Source organism: Rhodoferax sp. (assembly GCF_012927445.1).
In the GTDB taxonomy this organism is placed as follows: Bacteria; Pseudomonadota; Gammaproteobacteria; order Burkholderiales; family Burkholderiaceae_C; genus Rhodoferax.
The window spans coordinates 666,357-686,426 of the sequence record NZ_JABBPD010000007.1; the positions used below are offsets into that span (position 1 = coordinate 666,357).

A 20,070-nucleotide genomic window follows, 5' to 3' on the forward strand; every position below is an offset into this window, starting at 1 on the left:
AAGCATGCGCCAGCCGGTCTTTGCGAAATCGCAGTAAAAGCAAATCCAGCGGGCGATGTGTTCAATCCGCAACGCCGGGTGGCATCTGCATGCGCAGAACCTCACGCCGTTTCATCGTGAGGTAGGCGTCACGGTCGACTTCATGCAGTTGCCGGGAAAATTGCTCGGTGGCGTTAAACCAGCTTTGCAGGCGTTTTTCGAGTTGTGCCGCAGGCGGTGTCGACAGCGCACCGAGATAGGCGTCGATCGCGAGGTAGTAGCGCATGGTGTTGCGTTCCACCGCGCCGCGCACGCCACCAATATAGTCGGGCTGGCCATTGGATGGCTTGGCGGTGTGGGTGAATCCTACCTTGCCGCGCCCGAGGGTCGAGAGATAAGCCAGCATCGCCAACCGTCCTTGAAAATTGAAAGCATAGGAGTAGGTGAGGTGGAGAAAAGTTTTGCCGCCCGGCACCGAGACCGCCTCCAGCATGAGGAGGTAGTCGCTCGTGCCCAGCGGCCCGGTTTTTGCATTGAACAAAACGTTGAAATACTCAGGCGTCGTGGTGGCGATGCTGTGCACAAATTCGAACAGCTGGGCGTCATCAATCGCCTGGTAGGTCTTCTTGCCAATACTGACGGCGAGGATGTTGCTGGCGTTGTGCGTCGACGCGTGGCAGTATTTTGTATTGAGGTGCAGGATCAACACGTCGCACCAATGCGCCGGGCCAATCAGGGCTTCTTTGACGGTCGCAAAGGGGTAGTCAACCAGGGCGTAGATCTCCCCTTTGGAGCGGTTGGAGGATTCGGCCGAATTGAGGGCCAGCGGCCGGTTGAATTGATTGCTGCTGAGTTGCGGTTCCAGCGCGGCGAACTCGGCGCGCAGCCCGGCGGCAAGATGGCTGTCGGGCCCGGCGACATCGGCCTGCGCCAAGCTCGCACTGCCGATGCAGACGACAAGCCAGAGTGTTCGCCAACAAAAAAAACAGATTTGCCATAGGATGCTCATCGGACCGACCTTAGCCGAGAACCAGGCTGCGTTTAGCGCTTTCTCTTGCCTTGGCCTCACATCTGAGCCTGCACTTGCGAATTCGCAAACGACGCAAACGAAGTGTCAAAAATGCCGACGGTTATCGACCCAGCACCGGAAACAGTTTGATCAAGCCATCCGACATCACCTCGACCGCCAGCGCTGCCAATATCAAGCCCATCAGGCGCGTCATGACGTTGATGCCGGTTTTACCCAAGCCCCGGGCAATGGGCTGCGCCAGCGAAAAACACAGCGCGGTGGCGAGGCCGATAACCACGCCGTAGCCCACCAGCGTGGTCAACTCCCAGAAGGTCTTGGCCTTGTCGGCATAAATCACCACGGTCGACATGGTGGCGGGACCGGTCAGCAGGGGAATGGTGAGCGGCACCACGGCAATGCTGGCGCGGGCGGAGGCGTCATGTATTTCTTCCTCGTTGGATTTGGCCTCGGCCGGTTGCGCGTTCAACATGGCCAGCGCCGAGGTCAGCAGCAGCATGCCGCCGCCGACCTGAAAACTGGCCAGCGAGATGCCAAAAAATTCCAGAATATGCAGGCCCATCAGGGCACTGATGGCAATCACGACGAAGGCGCTGACGGACGAGATCCAGATCGTACGGCGCCGTTGGGCGATGCTGAAGTCGTGCGTGTAGTGAATGAAAAACGGCACGATCGCCAGCGGGTTGACAATGGCCAGCAGCGTGACGAGGGGTTTGAAATCCATGGGAATTCTTTCGGGTGTTTCGTCAAAGGGGGGCGACTTTAATGCAAGGTGCCCGTCGTAAAGGGCTTCGGTGCGGTGTCGAGCGCCTCCATCGCCAGACGCTCGTATTCGGAAATCACCTGCGCGCCCAGCAGCAGCAGGGTCGCCGCCACCTCAAAACTCAACAGCACCGCAATGGCGGTGGTTAGCGACCCGTAGACGGTGCCAATCTGGGACAGTGTCGTGAAATACCAGACGAGGACGTGGCGCGACAGTTCCCACAGCAATGCCGCGGCGACCGCACCGAGCAGGGCGTGGTGCAGGGACGGTCGGCCAACCGGCATCACCAGGTACACCGAGGTGAGCACAAAGATTTCACCGGCGAGGCCGAGCAGGTACAGCAGCACGCCGGACAGGCCGCCGAGCGACCAGCTGCGCCAGAGAAAATCCACCCGCTGCTGGCCCATCGCCTGCAGGCTGCCCGCCACCAGCGTCACCAGCAGCAGCCCGAGCCCGAGCGACAAAATGTAGCCATAGGGAATCACGGCGGAGATCAGGAAGTGGCGCCGGCGTATCGCCACACGGTGATAAAAGATCACCGACATCGCGTTCTCGAGCACCGTGAAGGCGAGCGAACTGAAGAACAGCATGCTGCCCAACAACACCCAGCCGAGGACATCGCGGTGCGCCAGGAAGTTCGCCAGCTCGGCCACAATCGCCCTGGACTGTCCGGGGACCAGCCATTCAAGGTAGTGGCCCAAAGTCTGCAGCAGCGCCGCCTGATCGACAAAGTGCGACAGCGCAATCACCGTGAGGATGAGCATCGGCACAATCGACAGCAAGGCGTAGTACGCCACCGCCCCGGCCAGCAGCAGGCCCTGGTTGGCGCGAAATCCCTTCAGCGTGCGGACGGCGAAGGTTCCGGGATGCCTGAGAATTTGCGTGGTGTGGCGACCAGGGAGTTGCATGGGGTAGCGTGTGGGCTCCGAGCCGGTTAGCGAAGCGGACTGGCCTGGAGCACAGCCCGGGAATGGCCGCGCCGACCATGGAAACCCATCATGGCGAGGACCGGCAGCCAGTATGCCACTCCCCGCTGCCAGCACACGGGGCCGTCCAAAAGACGGCACGGCATCCCGCTTGCGTCGTGGGTCGCGATCGGGCTCGGGCTCGACATGGCAGCTCGCTTACCGGCCGCCCGTCACGTCCAGCAGGGACCCGGTGGTGTAGCTGGCTTGCGCCGACAGCAGCCAGACGATTGCCTGCGCTACTTCCAGCGCACTGCCGGCGCGTTGCATCGGCACCATGGGCGCCATCTGCTGGGCTCGCTCGGGCTGGCCGCCGGAGGCATGGATCTCGGTCTCGATAATGCCGGGCCGCACGGCGTTGACGCGGATGCCTTCCAGCGCCACTTCTTTGGCCAGGCCCACGGTCAAGGTGTCAATCGCGCCCTTGCTGGCGGCATAGTCCACATACTGGCCGGCACCCCCCAGGCGCGCGGCCACGCTGGACACGTTGACGATGGCGCCACCCAATCCGCCGTGGCGCGTACTCATGCGTTTGACGGCTTCGCGGGCGCACAAAAAGCTGCCCAGTACATTGATGTCAAACATGCGTTTCAGGCGCGCCACGCTCATTTCATCGACACGGGCCGCCACGTCCACCACCCCGGCGTTGTTGACCAAGGCGGTGAGTCGCCCCAATTGGGCGTCGATGGTCTCGAACATGGCCAGCACCTGCGCTTCCTCTGCCACATCGGCCTGCACTGCGATGGCGTGGCCGCCGCTGGCGCGGATCTGGCGCACCACCTCGTTGGCGGCCTCCGCGTGGCGGGTGTAGTTGACGGCCACGGCATACCCGCGTTGCGCGGCCAGCAGGGCGGTCGCGGCGCCAATGCCGCGCGAGCCACCGGTGATCAGTAGGGTTGGGTTCATGGTGTTTTCTGCCGGTTAAGAAAATATGGGGTACAACAGACACTGGAGTCCGGCCATGGTAGCCGCAAGCTCCGCAAAGCACCCGAAGGAGATGACTTGACGCAAACGATTGATTACTACTTTGCCCCGCAAAGCCCCTGGACCTATCTCGGGCATGCCCGCTTACTGGCGATCGCCAGCGCAGCGAACGCCACGATTCGCGTGTTGCCGACCGACCTGGGCAAAGTTTTTCCGATTTCAGGGGGCCTGCCGCTGCCCAAGCGCGCGCCGCAACGCCAGGCCTACCGGCTGGTCGAGCTGGCCCGGTTTCGCGATGCCTTGAAACTGCCGCTGAACCTGCAACCCCGCTATTTCCCGGTGGCGGCGGACGATGCGGCGCGCCTGATCATTGCCGTGGATTTGCAGGACGGCGCAGCGGCTGCGCTGCGCTTCAGTGGTGCTGTGTTTGCCGCCGTTTGGGCACAGCAGCGTGACATTGCCAGTGCCCAAACCCTGGCGGAACTGCTGACCGAGTGCGGTTTGCCGGCCGAGCGGCTGGCGCAGTCGCACGGCCAGCCCGTGCAGGAGCGGTACGAGGCCAACACCCAGGCCGCGATCGACGCGGGCATATTTGGGGCGCCCAGTTACTGCCTTGACGGTGAACTCTTCTGGGGCCAGGACCGGCTCGATTTCGTCGAGCGCAAGCTCAACCGCAACTGAAACCAATTTTTAAAGAACTACAAATGACTCACTACATTGAATTGACGGTGGCGGATGGTTTCAAATTACCGGCCTACGAGGCCCGGCCGGTGGGACCCGTCAAAGGCGCCATCGTCGTGTTGCAAGAGATTTTTGGTGTCAATGCGCACATTCGCGCCGTGGCCGATGGCTTTGCGGCACTCGGCTATCTGGCCGTGGCCCCGGCCACCTTTCACCGGGTGAAGCCGGGCATTGAACTGGGCTACAGCCAGGACGACGTGAGCGCGGGGGTGGAGCTGAAGGCGGCGGTAGAGGCGCTCCCGGCGCCCGGCGTGCTGCAGGACATTCAAGCCGCCATCGACTACGCCGCGCAAGCGGGTGCTGCCGGCAAGGTCGGCCTGGTGGGCTACTGCTGGGGTGGTCTGCTGACCTGGCGCGCCGCCTGCGAGTTGTCGGGCCTGAGTGCCGCGGTGCTGTACTACGGTGGCGGCATGACCAGTGCCGACGAGATCGCCCGCACACCGACCTGCCCGGTGCTGGCGCACTTTGCCAATCAGGACGCCTCGATCCCGCTGAACGGGGTGGAGGCGTTCAAGCAGGCACACCCGGAAGTGGAGGTGCGCTTTTACCAGGCCAGCCATGGTTTCAACTGCGACCACCGCAGTGCCTATGACGCGACGGCCGCTGCGCTGGCGCGTGAGAGCACGCGGGCCTTCCTGGCCGAGCATGTCGGCTGAACGCGGTCAGGCCGCCAGCAGCATTTCCTCTGGCTGGTTCATGGTGGGCTTTTGTTGTTGCCGGTAGAACACTTCAAAATTGATTTCTGACAGGTGCACCGGCGGGAAGCCGGCGCGGGTAATGGCGTCTGCGATATTGGCGCGCAGGTAGGGATAGACGATATTCGGGCAGCCGATGCCGAGCAGCGGTTCCAGTTGTTCGGATGGGATATGGCGCACTTCAAAAATGCCGGCTTGTTTGGCTTCCACCAGAAAAGCCACCTTGTCGTTGATCTTGGCGGTGACGGTCACGGTGACCGTGCTCTCGTAAATAAATTCGTCCTGCTTCTTGGCCGTCGTTGACACGGCCACTTCAATCGTCGGGCTGGCGGGTTCCAGAAAAATGGCCGGGGAGTTCGGTTGTTCCAGCGACAAGCCCTTCAGATACACGCGTTGAATTTGGAACAGAGGTTGCAGATTTTCGTCAGACATGGAACGCTTTCGTTGGAAATAAAAAAGACAGGAATCGACTCGATCAATACGGGGCCAGGAGCCCGGTGAAACACCGGGCTCCTGCGAGGGTCTAGTTGGCTTTTTCTGGCAACGGCAGATGCACCCAGTCGGCATAGAAGGCTTCGATGTCCGGCTCGAATTCATGAATCACCGGGTACCACGGTGTTGGCGCCTCGACGTCATGCATGGTGCCGCACTCCGGGCAGTAGTACTCGCGGTAGACCTGCCAGTTGGTGTCTGGCGCCATCAGCTTTGGATAGACTTCGTGCATGGCTTCCGGCGTATCGCGGACGTACACCAAAGCCTCCAGTTTCCAGTTCTTGCGGTAGTCGCCAAACTCGTGGCCGCAACTGCACTTGGTGACCCATTCCTTGCTGGTTTTATTTTGCGCCACGTACAGGTGCAAGCTGATCGGCAGAATGATCTTGTCATCCCATGGCACCTTGGACTGCAACGTATTCAAATACATGCGGAAGCGATCATGGTCTTTGGGCATGGACAGCATGCGCATGGTGGTTTCCCAGTCCAGCTTGCCTTCCACCAGATAGTTCACTTGCTCTTGTGTATAAACAGACATTTTGTATCTCCAATAAGGGGGGGGTAGTCGGGGCCAGGCCCCGACTTCAAATCATTCTTCGACCAGGGTCACGGTGCGGACATCGGGCAACTTCGACAGGTCCATCCGGTACTTGGAACCGAAGGACGGCACGCCCAATTCGGACTCCGGCAGCTCCCAATCGGCGGGCAGTTCCCAGAACGCCTTGAACTCGTTCTTGAACTTGACGCTGAGGTCGAAGCTGGTGGCAAACATGTGGCGCACCTGCACCGAAGCGTGCTTGGTCAAAATCCGGGCGCGCTCTTCCTTCATCCATTCGCGGGTCGGCACGGCGCGGGCAATCCGCTCTTTGCGAATGACTTTGCGGCGCGCCGCCGTCTTGGCCACATTGACTTTCCACACCTCATCCTTGTCTTGCGCAATGACGACGCCGTAGACCTTCTCCGCAAACTCGGGCAACACGAAGCGGCTGTTGAGGTCGTTTTCAACCGAGGCACAGTCGCGATCGAGCGGATCGCCAAAGCCGGGCCCACCGCGCATGTAGTTCAGATACAGGTCGTGGTTCTCGAAGATGGCTTCGGTGGTGGTGCATTGCTGATCGCGCTTGACCTTGGCCGTCGCGCTGATGTGGCGCTCGTACTCGGTGTCTTCCGGATTGCGGTCAGCGCCGAGCGGCAGCGACAAGCCCTCCTTGATGCGGGCCTCGAGATCGGTCTTGTGCGCTTCAAAACGGTAGCCGGTGGCCGACGGGTAACCGCCCATCAGACCCCAGTCACTGTTCATGTAGCCATTGCCCATGAAGTACATGCTCCAGTCCTGCGCCTTCCAGACCATGCGCAGGGTCTCGAAGCCGCAACCACCGCGGAACTTGCCATAACCGCCCGAGTTGGTCTTGACGTTGCGGCCCATGTACAAGAGCGGCTCCGCCATTTCCCAGATCTCGATGTCGCCCATGTCGCCTTCGGGGTTCCACACCGCCGCCGCGTGGTTGAGGCCATCCTTGATGGCGCAAGCGCCGGTGCCGCAGGCGGCGGGCTCAAAGCTGTTGACCGCATGGGCTTCACCGTCCTGGTTGATACCGCCGCCCTGCAGCCAGTTGGAGGTGTTGGCATTGCCGGCATTCACTTCCTCCAGGTAGCCGCGGGCGAAGTAGGACTGGCTCATGCCGCGCCAGATGCCGCTCCAGCCCGACACCAGGAAGTGCCAGGCGTAGGCATGCGCCGTGCGCCGGTCATCCGGGTTCATCCAGGTGCCCTTGGGCAGCTTGAATTCGGTCGCGTAGTAGGCGCCATCGTTGATGCGCGCCGTCGGCACCAGCGTCTGCGTCAGCATGACCCAGATACCGCTGGTGAAGGCCACCTGATTGGCGTTGAAGCTGTGCCAGCCCCAGCGGCTCGCGCCCTCGAAATTGAGCCGCCAGGTGGCGTCCGGGCGGATCGTCATTTCACACGGCGCGTGCATGATGCTGTTCATCTTGCCAAACTCGGACGCCAGGCTCATGTCGGGATGGTCATAGGGAATGTCGACAAAAGCAACCCGGCGATAGACGCCCGGCACCGTCATGGCCTTCAGCCGCGCTTGCAGGCCGCGCCGACCTTCTTCAATGATCTCGTGCGCAAACTTGGTGTAGTTCTCGATGCCTTCGGCTTCCAGCACTTCTTCTACCAGCTTGCGGATCATGTGGCAACCGGCAATGCGCGTGCGCTCGTCCAGGATCCAGTACTTGGTGGTGCGGACATTGCGCTGGCTCTCGTGCAGCCAGTCACGCAGCGGCGTGTCGTTGATGCCGGTCTTGCGACAGGTCACCTGCAAGCCATCGCCAAAACGCGAGACTTGTCCGGTCGACATCGAGCCCGGTGTCATGGCACCGAGGTCAATCACGTGCGTGACGCCGCCGACCCAGCCGATCAGTTTGTCGTCCCAGAAGATAGGAACGATGGTGGCGATGTCGCAGGGATGGACATTGCCGATGGAGCAGTCGTTGTTGGTGAACATGTCGCCCGGGTGGATGCCGGGGTTCATTTCCCAGGCGTTCTCGATCATGTATTTGATCGCTGCGCCCATGGTGCCGACGTGGATGATGATGCCGGTGGAGGTCAGTATGCAGTCACCCGCCGCGTTGTACAGCGTGAAGCACAACTCACCTTCTTGCTCGACGATGGGGGAGGCCGCAATTTTCTTCGCCGTCTCGCGGGCATGCACCAGGCCGCCACGAATGCGAGAGAACAGCTTCTCGTACGTAATCGGGTCGGATTCCTTGAACTCCAGCTTCTCCAAGCCGTTGTAGAAGCCGGTGCTTTTGGTCCGCTCCAGCACCTCGTCGCGATGCTCTTTGAGGGTCTTGCCGTTGCCCAGCAAATCAGGCAAACCAATTTCTTTTCTGGATAGCATATTCATGATGGAGCTCCTTATTTAACTTCTTTAAGATGGAACAAGCGGTGCGTATCGCAATAGGTTTCAAAACCTAGCGGCACGATGAAGGTGGTGGACGGCGACTCGACAATGGCCGGTCCGACCACGCGGTTGCCTGCCTTCAGTGCTTCCATCGACCAGATCTGCGCGTCCTGCCATTTTTTGTGGCGGTAGAACGGACGGCTGCCGATGTGCGCGGCTTTGGGTGGAATCGGACCTGCATCCGGCTCCTCCGGCAGTTCCGGCTTGGACGAAATCACACTGCCGCGCATGATGGCGCCAGTGACGCCAAAACCCAGTTCGGGTGAACTGGCCGAACTGGCATAGACGCGGGCATAGGTCTCGTCAAAGGCCTGCACCATTTTTTCCCAGTCCGCCAGCGTGGTCGCATTGGTGATGGGTGAGTTGATTTCGAGGTCGTTCAGCTGGCCCATGAACTGCATGCGGTAGCCCGGACGCAGCAACACATCTTCCGGCTTGAAGCCGTTGATGACGAATTCCTCGATGACCTTTTCACTCAGTTCGCCCCACGCTTCGGTCAGGGTTTTGCAGGCTTGCACTTTCTCGGCATCGCTGGCTTTCGGTCCGACGCCGATGTCGACGCTCTTGTCGTAGCGGTATTCGTACTCGGCGCAGGCGCAGCCGAAGGCCGAGAAGCCGGCGGCCCAGGCCGGCACCACCACGTCCTTGAAGCCCAGCCCTTCGGTGTAGCCGTAGGTGTGGACCGGACCGGCGCCGCCGTAGGAGAAACAGACGAAGTCAGCCGGGTTGTAACCCTTGGCGCTGATGACCGAGCGCATGTATTCGCGCAGGTTCAAATCGAGCAGTTCGATCACGCCTGCCGCCGCATCTTCGACCGTCAGTCCGAGGGGGTCGGCAATCTGTTCCTTCAGGTATTTACGGGCCCGGTTGACGTCGAGCTTGATGGCACCGCCGAGGAAGTTATCGGGGTTGAGGTAGCCCAGCACGACGTGGCAATCGGACACCGACACCGTGTCCAACCCGCTGTCGGCCCAGCACATGCCGACGCGATAACCGGCACTGTCCGGACCGAGTTTGATCGCCTTGCTGTAGGGGTCGATGCGGATGAAGCTGCCGGCGCCAGCGCCGACCGAATCCATCGCCACCAGGGGCAGGGACAGCAACAGGCGCGCCATGTCCGGATCGGACTGGATGGCGAAGTTGCCCTTGGTGATGATGGCCATGTCGAAACTGGTGCCGCCGATATCGCTGCAAGCAATATTGTCATAGCCCAGTTTCTCGCCCAGGAATTTAGAGCCGATCACGCCGCCGATAGGACCGGAGACGATGGTGCGGGCCAGCTCCTTGGCGCGCCAGCCGATGGTGCCGCCGTGGGTCGCCATCACGCGCAGGTCAAACTTGGCACCATGCTTCTTGAACCGGTCGCTGACTTTTTTCAGCGTTTCGCGCGAAGGTTCGGCGGCGTAGGCTTCCAGGATGGTGGTGTTGGTGCGGTGGCTTTCCTTGCGCGACGGGTAGTAATCGACGGTCGCAAAGACCGGGATGTCGACGCCCAGTTTCTTCAATTCTTCGCGGCAGAGATCACGCGCCCGCAGTTCACTCTTTTCGTTCTTGTGCGACTGCAACAGACTGATCACGATCGCCTTGGAGCCGCGTGCCACCAGCTCACGGGTGGCGACACGCACTTCGTCTTCGCGCAAGGGAATCACGACCTGACCCTGGACGTCAGTGCGCTCGGTGACGCCGCGGGTGCGGGACAGCGGCACCAGCGGGTCATCGTAGCGGTGGCAGTTCAAATGGATGCGTTCTTCCAGCGCATAGCCGAGGTAGCTCTGCGCTGCGCGACCCATCGAATGGATGTCTTCAAACCCTTTGTTACACATTAGGCCAACGTCCAGGCCTTTGCGCTGCACCACCCGGTTCAGCATGGCGGTGCCGGAGTAGACGCAGGTCAAAAGTTCCGGAAAGACCTCGTCGACATTGAGCTTCCATTCGGCGAGCGCGTCGATCGACGATTCGTAAATGGCCTGCGATTCATCCCCGGGATTACTCTGTGCTTTACCGACGACGAATGAGCCATCTTCTCGGACAAAGAAGGTGTCAGTCATCGTGCCGCCGGCATCGATTCCCATCACCTGTACGGGCGAGTGTTGCGTTTGCATAAGTGCTGTCTCCTCAATTCCTAATTGATTTTTTGACCCAGCTAGCGACCGTCAATCTAACAGTTGGTGGCTGGTACCCGCGATGAAATTAAAGTTAATCGCCTAGCCGGTATTGCAAAGGGCATGCCAGTGTTTATGAAAGCTGGAAAGAATCCGTTTCCCCCAATGAGAGGGGCTGAAAACAGGACAAACTTGAGCCCGTCCAAAAGCGGTCTCGAACGTTTGTTTTTCGAACGGTCGCGTTGAATCCGGACGGAAATCGAACGGCGTGCGGCGGTGCCACGGCGAAGCAGTGACTTGTGTCAATGTGTTCATTCGCAAGGACTGCGCACGAGGTCCGCTGTATAGTGCTACGGAAAAATAACTAAATTTCCGAGATGAGCCCGTCAAACAAAGTGGGCTGCCCAGGGCCATTGCGCTCTGCGGCAATTAGGGGAATAGCGAGTAGGAGACAACATGAATGCAAGCGAGCCAAAGCGGTCCAGCCAGCGGCTGTCCGATCCGCAAAACAACCAGAAAATCATGGCGGCCTGGGATGGGTTCTTGAGTGGCAATGCGCCCCAGGCGAATGCGTTGCGCTGCCTGATTGATGACTCCTGGCGGCGCTGTCTGGAGGTGCAGGTGGACCCCGGCCGCAACCAGGCGCTTCCGCCGGTGAATGAGGATGCACTCAATTCGTTGCAGCAGCAGCACCGCGAATTGTTGATCGCCGGCAAACAGGTGATGGCGATGGCGCGGGATTTTCTGGCCGAAACCGAGACGATCATGATCCTGTCCGATCCGAACGGCATGATTCTGGGCGTGGAGGGCGACCCCCGCGCACTGGGGGCGGCCGAGGACATTCACCTGAGTGCCGGCAGCAGCTGGAATGAGCTAATTTGCGGGACCAATGCCATCGGCACCGCCCTGTCCATCGGCCAGCCGGTGCAGATCCATGCCGCCGAACATTTTTGTGCCGGCATCAAGCAATGGACCTGCTCCGCGACCGTCATCCGGGACCCCTATGACGGCAAGATCTTGGGCGCCGTTGACGTATCGGGTTTGGGCAAGACCTTCAGCCCGCACAGTCTGGCTTTTGCCGTCACCACGGCCAGCCGGATCGAGAGTCAGCTGGCCAAATTGGAGATGGAGTTTCGCTATCAATTGCTGGAACGCGGCATGGCGAAAATGTCCAGCGCCACCGACGGTGTCATCATTTGTGACCGTCGCGGCTACCCCATCAAGGCCAACGAACGGGCCGTTACCGCGCTGCTGGCGCGGGGCATCAATTTCGATCTTAAAAACACGACCCGCATCCCGACCTTGAGCACCGGGTCGTTCGCGTCCCCGACGTCCGTCGAGGCGCCTGAATGGCTCTGTGCCGACTGGCTCGAGCCCATCATCGACGCTGGGGAACGGATTGGCACGTTGTTGGCGATTCCGGGGTTGCCGCAGATGGGCACGCCGGTGCACTGGACCCGAGCGGAGCGCAGCACCAAGACGGCGGTAACCTCAGACAGCCGGAGTTTTACCGACATCGTCGGCAGCAGCGAGGTCTTGGCGCAGGCGGTGCAAAAGGCCCGGCTGCTGGCGAAAACCAACGTGCCCGTGCTTTTGCTCGGCGAAACCGGCGTCGGCAAAGAGAATTTTGCGCAAGGAATCCATCGCGCCGGCCCGGCCGGGGAGCGGCCATTTGTCGCGCTCAACTGCGGTGGGCTTTCCAAGGACCTGTTGGCCAGTGAGCTCTTTGGCCATTGCGAGGGCTCCTTTACCGGCTCGCGTCGCGGCGGCATGGTCGGCAAGATTGAGGCAGCGAATGGGGGCACGCTGTTTCTGGATGAGATCGGTGAAATGCCGCTGGAGCTGCAGCCCCACTTTTTGCGGGTGCTGGAAGAAGGGGAGATTTACCGGATCGGCGAGACCACGCCCCGAAAAATCAGCTTCAAGCTGATCGCCGCCACCAACCGGGAGATTCGGGAGGAGGTGGCCGAAGGCCGGTTCCGCATGGACCTGTTTTACCGGGTCTCGGTGACCAGTATTCACATTCCGCCGCTGCGCGAGCGGCGCGTGGATATCCGGCCGCTGGTCGAGCATTTTCTGCACAAGTTTGCCGCCCAGTACGGTGTTGAGGCCAAGCAGATCACGCCGGAAGTCATTGCCGTGCTGGAAAACCAGGCCTGGCCGGGGAATGTGCGTGAGCTGCGCAATGTCATCGAGAGCATGTTTCTGCTGGCGGCCGGCCCCTCCTTGGGGCTCCGCGACTTGCCCGCTGAAATGGCCGTGCCGCCGGTGACCCATCGCGGGCAAGTGTGTGAACCTGCGCCCGCGACCAAAGGCAAGCTGGAAGACTCGGGGCTGGCCTTCATCCGCGAGACGATTGAAGCGCACCGGGGAAACCTGACCCTGGTGGCCAAGCAGCTTGGCATTGCGAAGAGCACCCTGTACATCAAGCTCAAAAAATACGGGCTGGACCAGGTGGTCAGCAGCGTCAGAGGTCCGGGCCACTAGGCTTGCCGGACGGGGATGGTGCCGCGTGGCGCAGGGTCTTCTCAGCGCGCGGAGCGTTCCAGGTAATGTTTACGCCAGAAAAACAGCACCAGCCCGAGCGCCGTCAGCAGCATGAAGCTCATGGCAATCCAGAAGCCATTCGACAGGTGCAGCAAGGGAATGAATTCAAAGTTCATGCCGAAGATGCCGGCGATCAGGTTCAGCGGCAGAAAGATGGCGGTCAGCACCGTCAGCGTTCGCATGATCTCGTTGGTGCGGTGGCTTTGGGCGTTGAAGTGCATCTGGACCGCGGTTTCGGCGCTTTGCTCCAGCCGCCGCACATGGTGCACCACCCGCTCAATGTGCTCCAGCACATCGCGGCTGCGTATGTGCAGCAGCTCGCGCTCGCGCTGACCACCGGGGGTCTCGGCATCGGGCCAGGTCTTCAGGGCTTCGGTCCAGTCCTGGATCGCCGAGCGCTGGTCTTCGCAGATTTCGTCCAGATGGTGCAGCGCCAGCCGGGCATCCAGCAGGGCGGCCCAATTGTTGAAGCGGGTCTTGGGGTTGACCAATTCAGCCTGCCAGTGGTCGAGCTGGTGGGTGAGCTCGCGCCGCAGTTCCAGGTAGCCGTCCACCATGTGATTGACGATGCGCAGCATCAGGTCGGCCGGGCTGCTGGGCAGGCGCGCGCCGGCCGCATGGGATTCGGCCGACGCCGCGTTCAATAACTTGGCGGCATAGGCATCGCGCACCGCGCAGTCGGTCGGGTGCACCGTGAGCAGGATGTGGTCAAACACGGCAAAGCCGACCGGACTGGTATCGATGCGCCGCAGAATCGGCGGGCCGCCGCGCGCCGGCAAACGGTGCAGCGGCAGGCCGGGTTGCGCCAGGTCGGTCTCGCTGTTGCCGGCGGCCAGACGGCGGAACACCAGAATGTCGTACTGCGAGGTGTAGTCGTAATGCGAGGGCAACTGGTTGCTCAGCAGGTCGGAAATATGCAAATCAACCAGTTGCATGCCGCACAGGGCTTGCAGCGTCGCCTGGATTTGCCCCTGCATCACCTCAAACTCGCGGCGCCCGCAGGCGATCCACAGGTAGCCGTTTGCTGGCCGTCGCAGATCGGCCAGCGGGGTCAGGGCATCGGTCTCAATGACACTGGTGCCGGTGATGGAGAAAATTCGCATGGACAGGCCCTTGATGCCAGTTATATAAGAAATAGCACGCTAGCCCCCGTCGGTGTTGCGCAGACAGCTATTATTTTCGTAGCAATCGGGCCGCATCCAGCGCAAAGTAGGTGAGCACACCATCGGCCCCGGCGCGTTTGAAGGCGAGCAGGCTTTCCATCATGACGGCATCGTGGTCGAGCCAGCCGTTGAGGGCGGCGGCCTTGAGCATGGCGTATTCGCCGCTGACCTGGTAGGCAAAGGTCGGGACCTTGAACTCGTCCTTGACGCGGCGCACCACGTCCAGGTACGGCATGCCGGGCTTGACCATCACCATGTCGGCGCCTTCGGCAATGTCCAGCGCCACTTCGCGCAGCGCCTCGTCGGAGTTGCCGGGGTCCATCTGGTACTGGTTTTTATTGCTTTTGCCCAAGTTGGCGGCGGAGCCGACCGCATCTCGGAACGGGCCATAAAACGCGCTGGCGTATTTGGCGCTGTAGGCCATGATGCGGGTGTGGATGAAGTGATTCGCCTCCAGCGCCTGGCGAATGGCGCCGATGCGGCCGTCCATCATGTCGCTGGGGGCCACGATGTCGACGCCCGCGCCGGCCTGGGTCAAGGCCTGCTTGACCAGCATTTCAATCGTGGCTTCATTCATGATGTAGCCGTTCTCAGTCGGGTTCGGGTCGGGCAGACCGTCCTGGCCGTGGCTGGTGTAAGGGTCCAGCGCCACATCGGTCATGAGACCCAGGCCGGGGAATTCTCTTTTTAACGCCTGCACCACGCGCGGCACCAGGCCTTCCGGGTTCAGGGCTTCGCGTCCGTCATACGTTTTCAGCGCCGGATCGATCACCGGGAACAAGGCCATGACGGGAATGCCGAGCTTGACGCACTCTTCGGCGACCGGCAACAGCAGGTCCAGGCTCAAACGTTCCACGCCTGGCATGGAGCCAATCGCCTGACGCTGTTGTTTTCCGTCAACAACAAAAACCGGGTAGATCAGGTCGTACGGGGTCAGCGCGTTTTCACGGACCAGATTGCGGGTGAACGTGTCACGCCGTAAGCGGCGCGGGCGACCAATGGGGAAAGGGGCATGCGTTGTCATGGCGAAAAGTGTACTAGGTGAATGATTTTTACAACTTGTCATAAATAGTTCATACAAATGCTTGTAGGCGCGCGCCTATTTTGATAAATTACCGGTGGGCAGTTCGCTGCCTCCCGCTTTTCCTCCCTGAGCGGGGCCTTGATGTGTGACAGCAAATAGGCTTACCACCCCAGCCCTCGTGCTGGGGTTTTTTTTGGCCTAAACTGCCTCATGCTCTGGATTAAATCGCTTCACATTGTTTTCGTCGCCAGCTGGTTTGCTGGTTTGTTCTACCTGCCGCGGATCTTTGTCAACTTGGCCATGGTGCCGCAGGAGTCGGTGGCCGAGCGGGAGCGGTTGTTGTTGATGGCGCGCAAATTGCTGCGTTTCACCACCGTTATTGCGGTTCCGGCGCTGGCCTTGGGCGTCTGGCTTTGGGCTGGCTATGGCATTGGCTGGGGCCCCGGTAATGGCTGGATGCATGCCAAACTGGCCGTGGTGCTGCTGGTGCTGGGCTACCACCACAGTTGTGGTGTCGTGCTGCGCAAGTTTGTGGCTCATCGCAATACCCGCAGTCATGTCTGGTACCGCTGGTTCAACGAGGCCCCGGTACTGATGTTGCTGGTGGCGGTGATCTTGGTGGTGGTCAAGCCGTTCTAACGGATTGGCGCAAATGCATAAGACTTCGGCATGGCCCCTGGCGTTGATCTACGTCGGGCTTATCTTCTATGCCAGTCTGTATCCTTTTTCTGATTGGCGTGACCAGGGCATCGTGCCGTGGGCCTTTTTAACCAGTCCGTTACCCAAATACTGGACTGGTTTTGATGTGGCGATCAATGTCCTGGGCTACATGCCACTCGGGTTTTTGCTGGTTCTCAGTGCGCTGCGGTCTGGCAGAGCGCCATACGCCGTCGTCCTGGCGACGTTGCTGGCGGGCTTGCTGTCGCTGTCGATGGAGTCGCTGCAGGGCTATTTGCCTGACCGGGTGCCGTCCAATGTGGACCTGAGTCTCAATACGCTGGGGGCCTGGCTGGGGGGCTTGATGGCCTGGTCGATGGAGAAACTGGGTGTCATTGACCGCTGGAGCCGCTTCCGGGCGCGCTGGTTTGTGGCCGATGCTCGGGGTGGCCTGGTGTTGCTGGCCCTGTGGCCGCTGGCCTTGTTGTTCCCGGCAAGCGTGCCGTTTGGGCTTGGCCAGGTGATGGAGCGGCTGGAGGCGGCGGTGGCCGAGGCCTTGCAAGACACCCCCTTTTTGGACTGGCTGCCGGTGCGGGACATTGAGTTGCAGCCGTTGGTGCCTGGCATTGAGCTGGTCTGTGTTGCGCTGGGCCTGTTGATTCCCTGTCTGCTTGGCTTTTGCATCATCCGCTCGGTGGCACGGCGGGCGCTGTTTGGCGGGCTGGTGTTCGCACTTGGGGTGGGTGTCACCGCGCTGTCGGCGGCTTTAAGTTACGGGCCGGAGCATGCCTGGGCCTGGTTTACCTTGCCGGTCGAGGTCGGCCTGGTTGCGGCGCTGGTGTTGGTGGTGTTGCTGTTGTGGGCGCCGCGGCGTGCGAGCGCATCGCTGATGTTGCTGGCGCTGGGCATCTACCTCAGTCTGCTGAACCAGGCACCGGCCAGTCCTTATCTAGCGCAAACATTGGCCACCTGGGAGCAGGGCCGTTTTATCCGCTTTCATGGCTTGGCGCAGTGGCTCGGCTGGTTGTGGCCTTATGCCGCGTTGGTCTATGTGCTGACGCAGGTCTGGGGTCGGGACCCAAAAAACTAGAATCACGGTTATGACTGAAACAAATTGTGATGCCCAGGCCGGCGGCAGTCTTGCCGCCCAGCCGGCAGATTCTTATTACGAGCGGCATATCTTCTTCTGTCTCAATGAGCGCAAAAATGGCGAAGATTGCTGCGTTCACCATGGGGCGCAGGCAGGGTTCGACCGCTGCAAACTCCAGGTCAAGGCCGCCGGTTTGGCCGGTCCCGGCCAGGTTCGGGTCAACAAGGCCGGTTGCCTGGACCGCTGTGCCGCCGGCCCGGTGGCGGTGGTCTACCCGGAGGCGGTCTGGTACACCTTTGTGGACAACGATGACATCGACGAAATCGTGGAATCGCACCTTAAAAACGGCAAAGTGGTTGAGCGCCTGCTCATCCCCGCAACCTTAGGTCGTTAAGTATTTTTGGCCTCTAGCCCCCGTCCAATGGATGCTAGTAGCTATTTTATTTATAGCAATTAAATCAACAACTGTCGGTCACCTGGCCGATGGACGAACTCCCCTTTTATGAAAACCCTTCTTCTTGCCATCGCCGCTGCTGTCAGTTTCTCGGTCGCCGCACAAACACCACAGCCCCCCGAAATTGCAGCGCGCTCTTACCTGTTGTTGGACGTCACGGCGAACCAACTGCTGGCGCAAAAAGACATTGACGTTCCGGTGGAGCCGGCATCGCTGACCAAACTGATGTCGGCCTATTTGGTGTTTGATGCCTTGCGCAGCAAAAAACTGAATCTCAAGCAGACACTGCCCGTCAGTGAACGCGCCTGGAAAATGCCGGGATCGCGCATGTTCATCGATCCCAAAATGATGGTGCCGGTGGAAGACCTGATCAAAGGCATGATCGTGCAAAGCGGCAACGATGCCACGATGGCGCTGGCGGAAGGCGTGGGCGGCTCGTCCGAGCGCTTTGTGCAACTCATGAATGAGCAGGCCAAGGCCCTTGGCATGAAATCCACCGGCTACAAAAATCCGGAGGGACTGACCGAGGCCGGTCATATCACCACCGCACGCGATCTCAGCATTCTGGCCACCCGCCTGATGCAGGATTTCCCGGATTACGTGGCTTATTACGCCATCAAAAAATACCATTACCAGGGCACACCGGCGACCAATGACAGCAACCGTAACCTGCTGTTGTTCCGCGATCCGTCGGTGGACGGTTTGAAAACCGGACATACCGATGCGGCCGGTTATTGCCTTATTGCCACGGCCAAGCGTGACTTCTCCAATCTGGGGACGCCAGGTGCCGCCGCTGGTTCGCCGGGTGCGACGGGAAGCCGACGCCTGCTGTCCATTGTGTTGGGTGCCACCAGCGAGAATGCCCGCGCCAACGAGTCCCAGAAGTTGCTGAACTGGGGCTACACCGCCTATGAAGGCGTCAAGCTGTTCGATGCCAACCAGGCGGTGGTATCGCCTGCGGTCTGGAAGGGCAAAAGTTCAACCGTCAAATTGGGTCGCCAGCAGGCGATTGTGGTTGCCGTCCCGACCGGTAGCGCAGGTAAGCTGAAAACACAAGTGGTGCGTGCTGATCCCCTGGTGGCGCCATTTGCCAAAGGCCAACAATTGGCAATGCTGAAGGTCAGCAGCGGCGAGCAGGTGCTCGTTGATGTGCCCTTGGTCGCGCTGGAAGCCGTCGAGCAAGCCGGCATCGTTGGTCGTGCCTGGGATGCCATGCGTTTGTGGATCAAGTAAGGAAGAGTTTGTTGAAGGGGGTCGGGGTGCAGACACGTGGCCGGAGGGCAGAACTCGGAAAACGTGATTGCGTGTTAACCGACGACCTGCTATAGTTGAAAGCTTTTCGGAATTTCCGAAGAGATTCACGTTTTCGAAGTTTTTTAAGTTACCAAACGTTTAGGGACGTTTTTCAATGCCAACCATCAATCAATTAGTACGTCAGGGGCGCGAGGTCGAAACGATCAAGTCAAAAAGCCCCGCGATGCAAAACTCTCCGCAGCGTCGCGGTGTGTGCACCCGTGTGTACACCACCACGCCTAAGAAACCTAACTCGGCTCTGCGTAAAGTCGCCAAAGTGCGCCTGACCAACGGGTTCGAAGTTATTTCCTACATCGGCGGCGAAGGCCACAACCTGCAGGAACACAGCGTTGTGCTGGTTCGCGGCGGTCGTGTCAAGGATCTGCCTGGTGTGCGTTACCACATTGTGCGTGGTTCGCTCGATTTGCAAGGTGTGAAAGACCGCAAGCAGTCGCGCTCCAAGTACGGTGCCAAGAAGCCAAAGGCGAAATAAGCTAACGCTTGTTCGATAGATAAGGTGTTGTTTCCCGCGTGGCGCGGTGAATCAACGTAGTGACCCGTTGTTGGGTCGAGTAAGTGAAAACCAAAATGGTTTTTGCGGTGTCAAATTTTGATGCCAACTGAAGCAATTAAGAGGTGAAAAAATGCCACGTCGTCGCGAAGTCCCTAAACGTGAAATCCTGCCGGATCCTAAGTTCGGCAATGTCGAGCTGTCTAAATTCATGAACGTGATCATGGAAGGCGGCAAAAAAGCGGTCGCTGAGCGCATCATTTATGGCGCGCTGGAGCAGATCGAAAAGAAGAACCCAGGTAAAGACCCGGTTGAAGCCTTCACCATGGCGATCAATAACGTCAAGCCGATGGTTGAAGTGAAGTCCCGCCGTGTTGGTGGTGCTAACTACCAGGTGCCTGTTGAAGTGCGCCCGGTCCGTCGTTTGGCCCTGTCCATGCGTTGGATTAAAGAAGCTGCGCGCAAGCGCGGTGAAAAATCCATGGCATTGCGCTTGGCTAACGAGTTGATGGAAGCTACTGAAGGCCGTGGCGGCGCCATGAAAAAGCGTGACGAAGTTCACCGCATGGCAGAAGCCAACAAGGCCTTCTCCCACTTCCGTTTCTAAGACGGCTACTGCGCGGCTTTCATTCGCCGTCGCAGTCCTCTGGCTTGCTTCACGCATCGCCTTCG

19 protein-coding genes are annotated in these 20,070 nt (G+C 60.1%); 9 read left to right on the forward strand and 10 right to left on the reverse strand.

Features of this window, described 5'->3' with window-relative positions; translation table 11 throughout:
• Positions 1-61 precede the first annotated feature (61 nt).
• The 4 genes from HHJ17_RS14820 to HHJ17_RS14835 all read right to left on the reverse strand — a co-directional run bounded on the left by HHJ17_RS14820 (position 62) and on the right by HHJ17_RS14835 (position 3,640).
• Positions 62-988: a hypothetical protein gene (locus HHJ17_RS14820; RefSeq protein WP_296506325.1), complete on the reverse strand. Its 927-nt coding sequence runs from the start codon at positions 986-988 to the stop codon at positions 62-64.
• A 121-nt stretch (positions 989-1,109) separates the two neighbouring features.
• Positions 1,110-1,730 (reverse strand): MarC family protein, encoded by a 621-nt coding sequence (locus HHJ17_RS14825; protein ID WP_296506327.1) that lies wholly within the window; start codon positions 1,728-1,730, stop codon positions 1,110-1,112.
• A 38-nt stretch (positions 1,731-1,768) separates the two neighbouring features.
• A complete protein-coding gene (locus tag HHJ17_RS14830; RefSeq protein ID WP_296506389.1) occupies positions 1,769-2,677 on the reverse strand; it encodes a YihY/virulence factor BrkB family protein in 909 nt (302 codons plus the stop codon).
• 216 nt (positions 2,678-2,893) lie between these two features.
• Positions 2,894-3,640: an SDR family oxidoreductase gene (locus tag HHJ17_RS14835; protein WP_296496977.1), complete on the reverse strand. Its 747-nt coding sequence runs from the start codon at positions 3,638-3,640 to the stop codon at positions 2,894-2,896.
• A gap of 96 nt (positions 3,641-3,736) precedes the next feature.
• On the opposite strand from HHJ17_RS14835, the gene HHJ17_RS14840 reads away from it, so the two are divergent.
• Positions 3,737-4,339 carry a 2-hydroxychromene-2-carboxylate isomerase gene (locus HHJ17_RS14840; protein WP_296496979.1) on the forward strand — a complete coding sequence of 201 codons (603 nt, stop codon included), beginning with the start codon at positions 3,737-3,739 and terminating at the stop codon, positions 4,337-4,339.
• Positions 4,340-4,362: 23 nt separating this feature from the next.
• Positions 4,363-5,055: a dienelactone hydrolase family protein gene (locus HHJ17_RS14845; protein WP_296496981.1), complete on the forward strand. Its 693-nt coding sequence runs from the start codon at positions 4,363-4,365 to the stop codon at positions 5,053-5,055.
• 6 nt (positions 5,056-5,061) lie between these two features.
• Here HHJ17_RS14845 and secB read toward each other — a convergent pair whose 3' ends face one another.
• The 4 genes from secB to HHJ17_RS14865 form a co-directional block, all read right to left on the reverse strand.
• The gene (gene secB, locus HHJ17_RS14850; protein WP_296496982.1) at positions 5,062-5,526 is read right to left on the reverse strand and encodes a protein-export chaperone SecB; all 465 of its coding nucleotides are present in this window, start codon (positions 5,524-5,526) and stop codon (positions 5,062-5,064) included.
• 91 nt (positions 5,527-5,617) lie between these two features.
• Entirely contained in the window at positions 5,618-6,124 is a 507-nt protein-coding gene (locus tag HHJ17_RS14855; protein ID WP_296496983.1) for an acetone carboxylase subunit gamma, read from the reverse strand.
• A 51-nt stretch (positions 6,125-6,175) separates the two neighbouring features.
• Positions 6,176-8,500: a hydantoinase B/oxoprolinase family protein gene (locus tag HHJ17_RS14860; RefSeq protein WP_296496985.1), complete on the reverse strand. Its 2,325-nt coding sequence runs from the start codon at positions 8,498-8,500 to the stop codon at positions 6,176-6,178.
• Between the two features lie 11 nt (positions 8,501-8,511).
• On the reverse strand, positions 8,512-10,659 hold the full coding sequence (locus HHJ17_RS14865) for a hydantoinase/oxoprolinase family protein (protein WP_296496987.1): 2,148 nt from the start codon (positions 10,657-10,659) through the stop codon (positions 8,512-8,514).
• Positions 10,660-11,115: 456 nt separating this feature from the next.
• Here HHJ17_RS14865 and HHJ17_RS14870 point away from each other — a divergent pair, with 456 nt between their 5' ends.
• Positions 11,116-13,146, forward strand: coding sequence for a sigma-54-dependent Fis family transcriptional regulator (locus tag HHJ17_RS14870; RefSeq protein ID WP_296496989.1), 2,031 nt, complete (start codon positions 11,116-11,118; stop codon positions 13,144-13,146).
• A gap of 41 nt (positions 13,147-13,187) precedes the next feature.
• Here the strand turns inward: HHJ17_RS14870 and HHJ17_RS14875 are convergent, their stop codons facing one another.
• Both HHJ17_RS14875 and hemB read right to left on the reverse strand, forming a co-directional pair.
• The gene (locus HHJ17_RS14875) at positions 13,188-14,309 is read right to left on the reverse strand and encodes a magnesium transporter CorA family protein (protein WP_296496990.1); all 1,122 of its coding nucleotides are present in this window, start codon (positions 14,307-14,309) and stop codon (positions 13,188-13,190) included.
• Between the two features lie 70 nt (positions 14,310-14,379).
• Entirely contained in the window at positions 14,380-15,393 is a 1,014-nt protein-coding gene (gene hemB, locus HHJ17_RS14880; RefSeq protein ID WP_296496991.1) for a porphobilinogen synthase, read from the reverse strand.
• A 210-nt stretch (positions 15,394-15,603) separates the two neighbouring features.
• Between hemB and HHJ17_RS14885 the strand changes: the two genes are divergently transcribed.
• The 6 genes from HHJ17_RS14885 to rpsG all read left to right on the forward strand — a co-directional run bounded on the left by HHJ17_RS14885 (position 15,604) and on the right by rpsG (position 20,005).
• Positions 15,604-16,032, forward strand: coding sequence for a CopD family protein (locus HHJ17_RS14885; protein ID WP_296496994.1), 429 nt, complete (start codon positions 15,604-15,606; stop codon positions 16,030-16,032).
• 13 nt (positions 16,033-16,045) lie between these two features.
• The gene (locus HHJ17_RS14890; protein WP_296496996.1) at positions 16,046-17,140 is read left to right on the forward strand and encodes a VanZ family protein; all 1,095 of its coding nucleotides are present in this window, start codon (positions 16,046-16,048) and stop codon (positions 17,138-17,140) included.
• A gap of 10 nt (positions 17,141-17,150) precedes the next feature.
• Entirely contained in the window at positions 17,151-17,534 is a 384-nt protein-coding gene (locus tag HHJ17_RS14895) for a (2Fe-2S) ferredoxin domain-containing protein (RefSeq protein ID WP_296496997.1), read from the forward strand.
• A 108-nt stretch (positions 17,535-17,642) separates the two neighbouring features.
• A complete protein-coding gene (locus tag HHJ17_RS14900; RefSeq protein ID WP_296496998.1) occupies positions 17,643-18,827 on the forward strand; it encodes a D-alanyl-D-alanine carboxypeptidase family protein in 1,185 nt (394 codons plus the stop codon).
• A gap of 175 nt (positions 18,828-19,002) precedes the next feature.
• Positions 19,003-19,380 carry a 30S ribosomal protein S12 gene (rpsL, locus tag HHJ17_RS14905; RefSeq protein ID WP_011466063.1) on the forward strand — a complete coding sequence of 126 codons (378 nt, stop codon included), beginning with the start codon at positions 19,003-19,005 and terminating at the stop codon, positions 19,378-19,380.
• A 151-nt stretch (positions 19,381-19,531) separates the two neighbouring features.
• The gene (gene rpsG, locus HHJ17_RS14910; protein ID WP_114968651.1) at positions 19,532-20,005 is read left to right on the forward strand and encodes a 30S ribosomal protein S7; all 474 of its coding nucleotides are present in this window, start codon (positions 19,532-19,534) and stop codon (positions 20,003-20,005) included.
• Positions 20,006-20,070 lie beyond the last annotated feature (65 nt).

What these genes read in the sequence shown, in the direction of transcription:
- HHJ17_RS14835 (WP_296496977.1), bottom strand. Translation starts at nt 3,640, where the DNA reads ATGAACCCAACCCTACTGATCACCGGTGGCTCGCGCGGCATTGGCGCC.
- HHJ17_RS14885 (WP_296496994.1), top strand. Translation starts at nt 15,604, where the DNA reads ATGCTCTGGATTAAATCGCTTCACATTGTTTTCGTCGCCAGCTGGTTT.
- HHJ17_RS14890 (WP_296496996.1), top strand. Translation starts at nt 16,046, where the DNA reads ATGCATAAGACTTCGGCATGGCCCCTGGCGTTGATCTACGTCGGGCTT.
- HHJ17_RS14825 (WP_296506327.1), bottom strand. Translation starts at nt 1,730, where the DNA reads ATGGATTTCAAACCCCTCGTCACGCTGCTGGCCATTGTCAACCCGCTG.
- hemB (WP_296496991.1), bottom strand. Translation starts at nt 15,393, where the DNA reads ATGACAACGCATGCCCCTTTCCCCATTGGTCGCCCGCGCCGCTTACGG.
- HHJ17_RS14875 (WP_296496990.1), bottom strand. Translation starts at nt 14,309, where the DNA reads ATGCGAATTTTCTCCATCACCGGCACCAGTGTCATTGAGACCGATGCC.
- HHJ17_RS14865 (WP_296496987.1), bottom strand. Translation starts at nt 10,659, where the DNA reads ATGCAAACGCAACACTCGCCCGTACAGGTGATGGGAATCGATGCCGGC.
- HHJ17_RS14895 (WP_296496997.1), top strand. Translation starts at nt 17,151, where the DNA reads ATGACTGAAACAAATTGTGATGCCCAGGCCGGCGGCAGTCTTGCCGCC.
- HHJ17_RS14845 (WP_296496981.1), top strand. Translation starts at nt 4,363, where the DNA reads ATGACTCACTACATTGAATTGACGGTGGCGGATGGTTTCAAATTACCG.
- HHJ17_RS14870 (WP_296496989.1), top strand. Translation starts at nt 11,116, where the DNA reads ATGAATGCAAGCGAGCCAAAGCGGTCCAGCCAGCGGCTGTCCGATCCG.
- HHJ17_RS14830 (WP_296506389.1), bottom strand. Translation starts at nt 2,677, where the DNA reads ATGCAACTCCCTGGTCGCCACACCACGCAAATTCTCAGGCATCCCGGA.
- rpsG (WP_114968651.1), top strand. Translation starts at nt 19,532, where the DNA reads ATGCCACGTCGTCGCGAAGTCCCTAAACGTGAAATCCTGCCGGATCCT.
- HHJ17_RS14860 (WP_296496985.1), bottom strand. Translation starts at nt 8,500, where the DNA reads ATGAATATGCTATCCAGAAAAGAAATTGGTTTGCCTGATTTGCTGGGC.
- HHJ17_RS14900 (WP_296496998.1), top strand. Translation starts at nt 17,643, where the DNA reads ATGAAAACCCTTCTTCTTGCCATCGCCGCTGCTGTCAGTTTCTCGGTC.
- HHJ17_RS14855 (WP_296496983.1), bottom strand. Translation starts at nt 6,124, where the DNA reads ATGTCTGTTTATACACAAGAGCAAGTGAACTATCTGGTGGAAGGCAAG.
- rpsL (WP_011466063.1), top strand. Translation starts at nt 19,003, where the DNA reads ATGCCAACCATCAATCAATTAGTACGTCAGGGGCGCGAGGTCGAAACG.
- HHJ17_RS14820 (WP_296506325.1), bottom strand. Translation starts at nt 988, where the DNA reads ATGAGCATCCTATGGCAAATCTGTTTTTTTTGTTGGCGAACACTCTGG.
- secB (WP_296496982.1), bottom strand. Translation starts at nt 5,526, where the DNA reads ATGTCTGACGAAAATCTGCAACCTCTGTTCCAAATTCAACGCGTGTAT.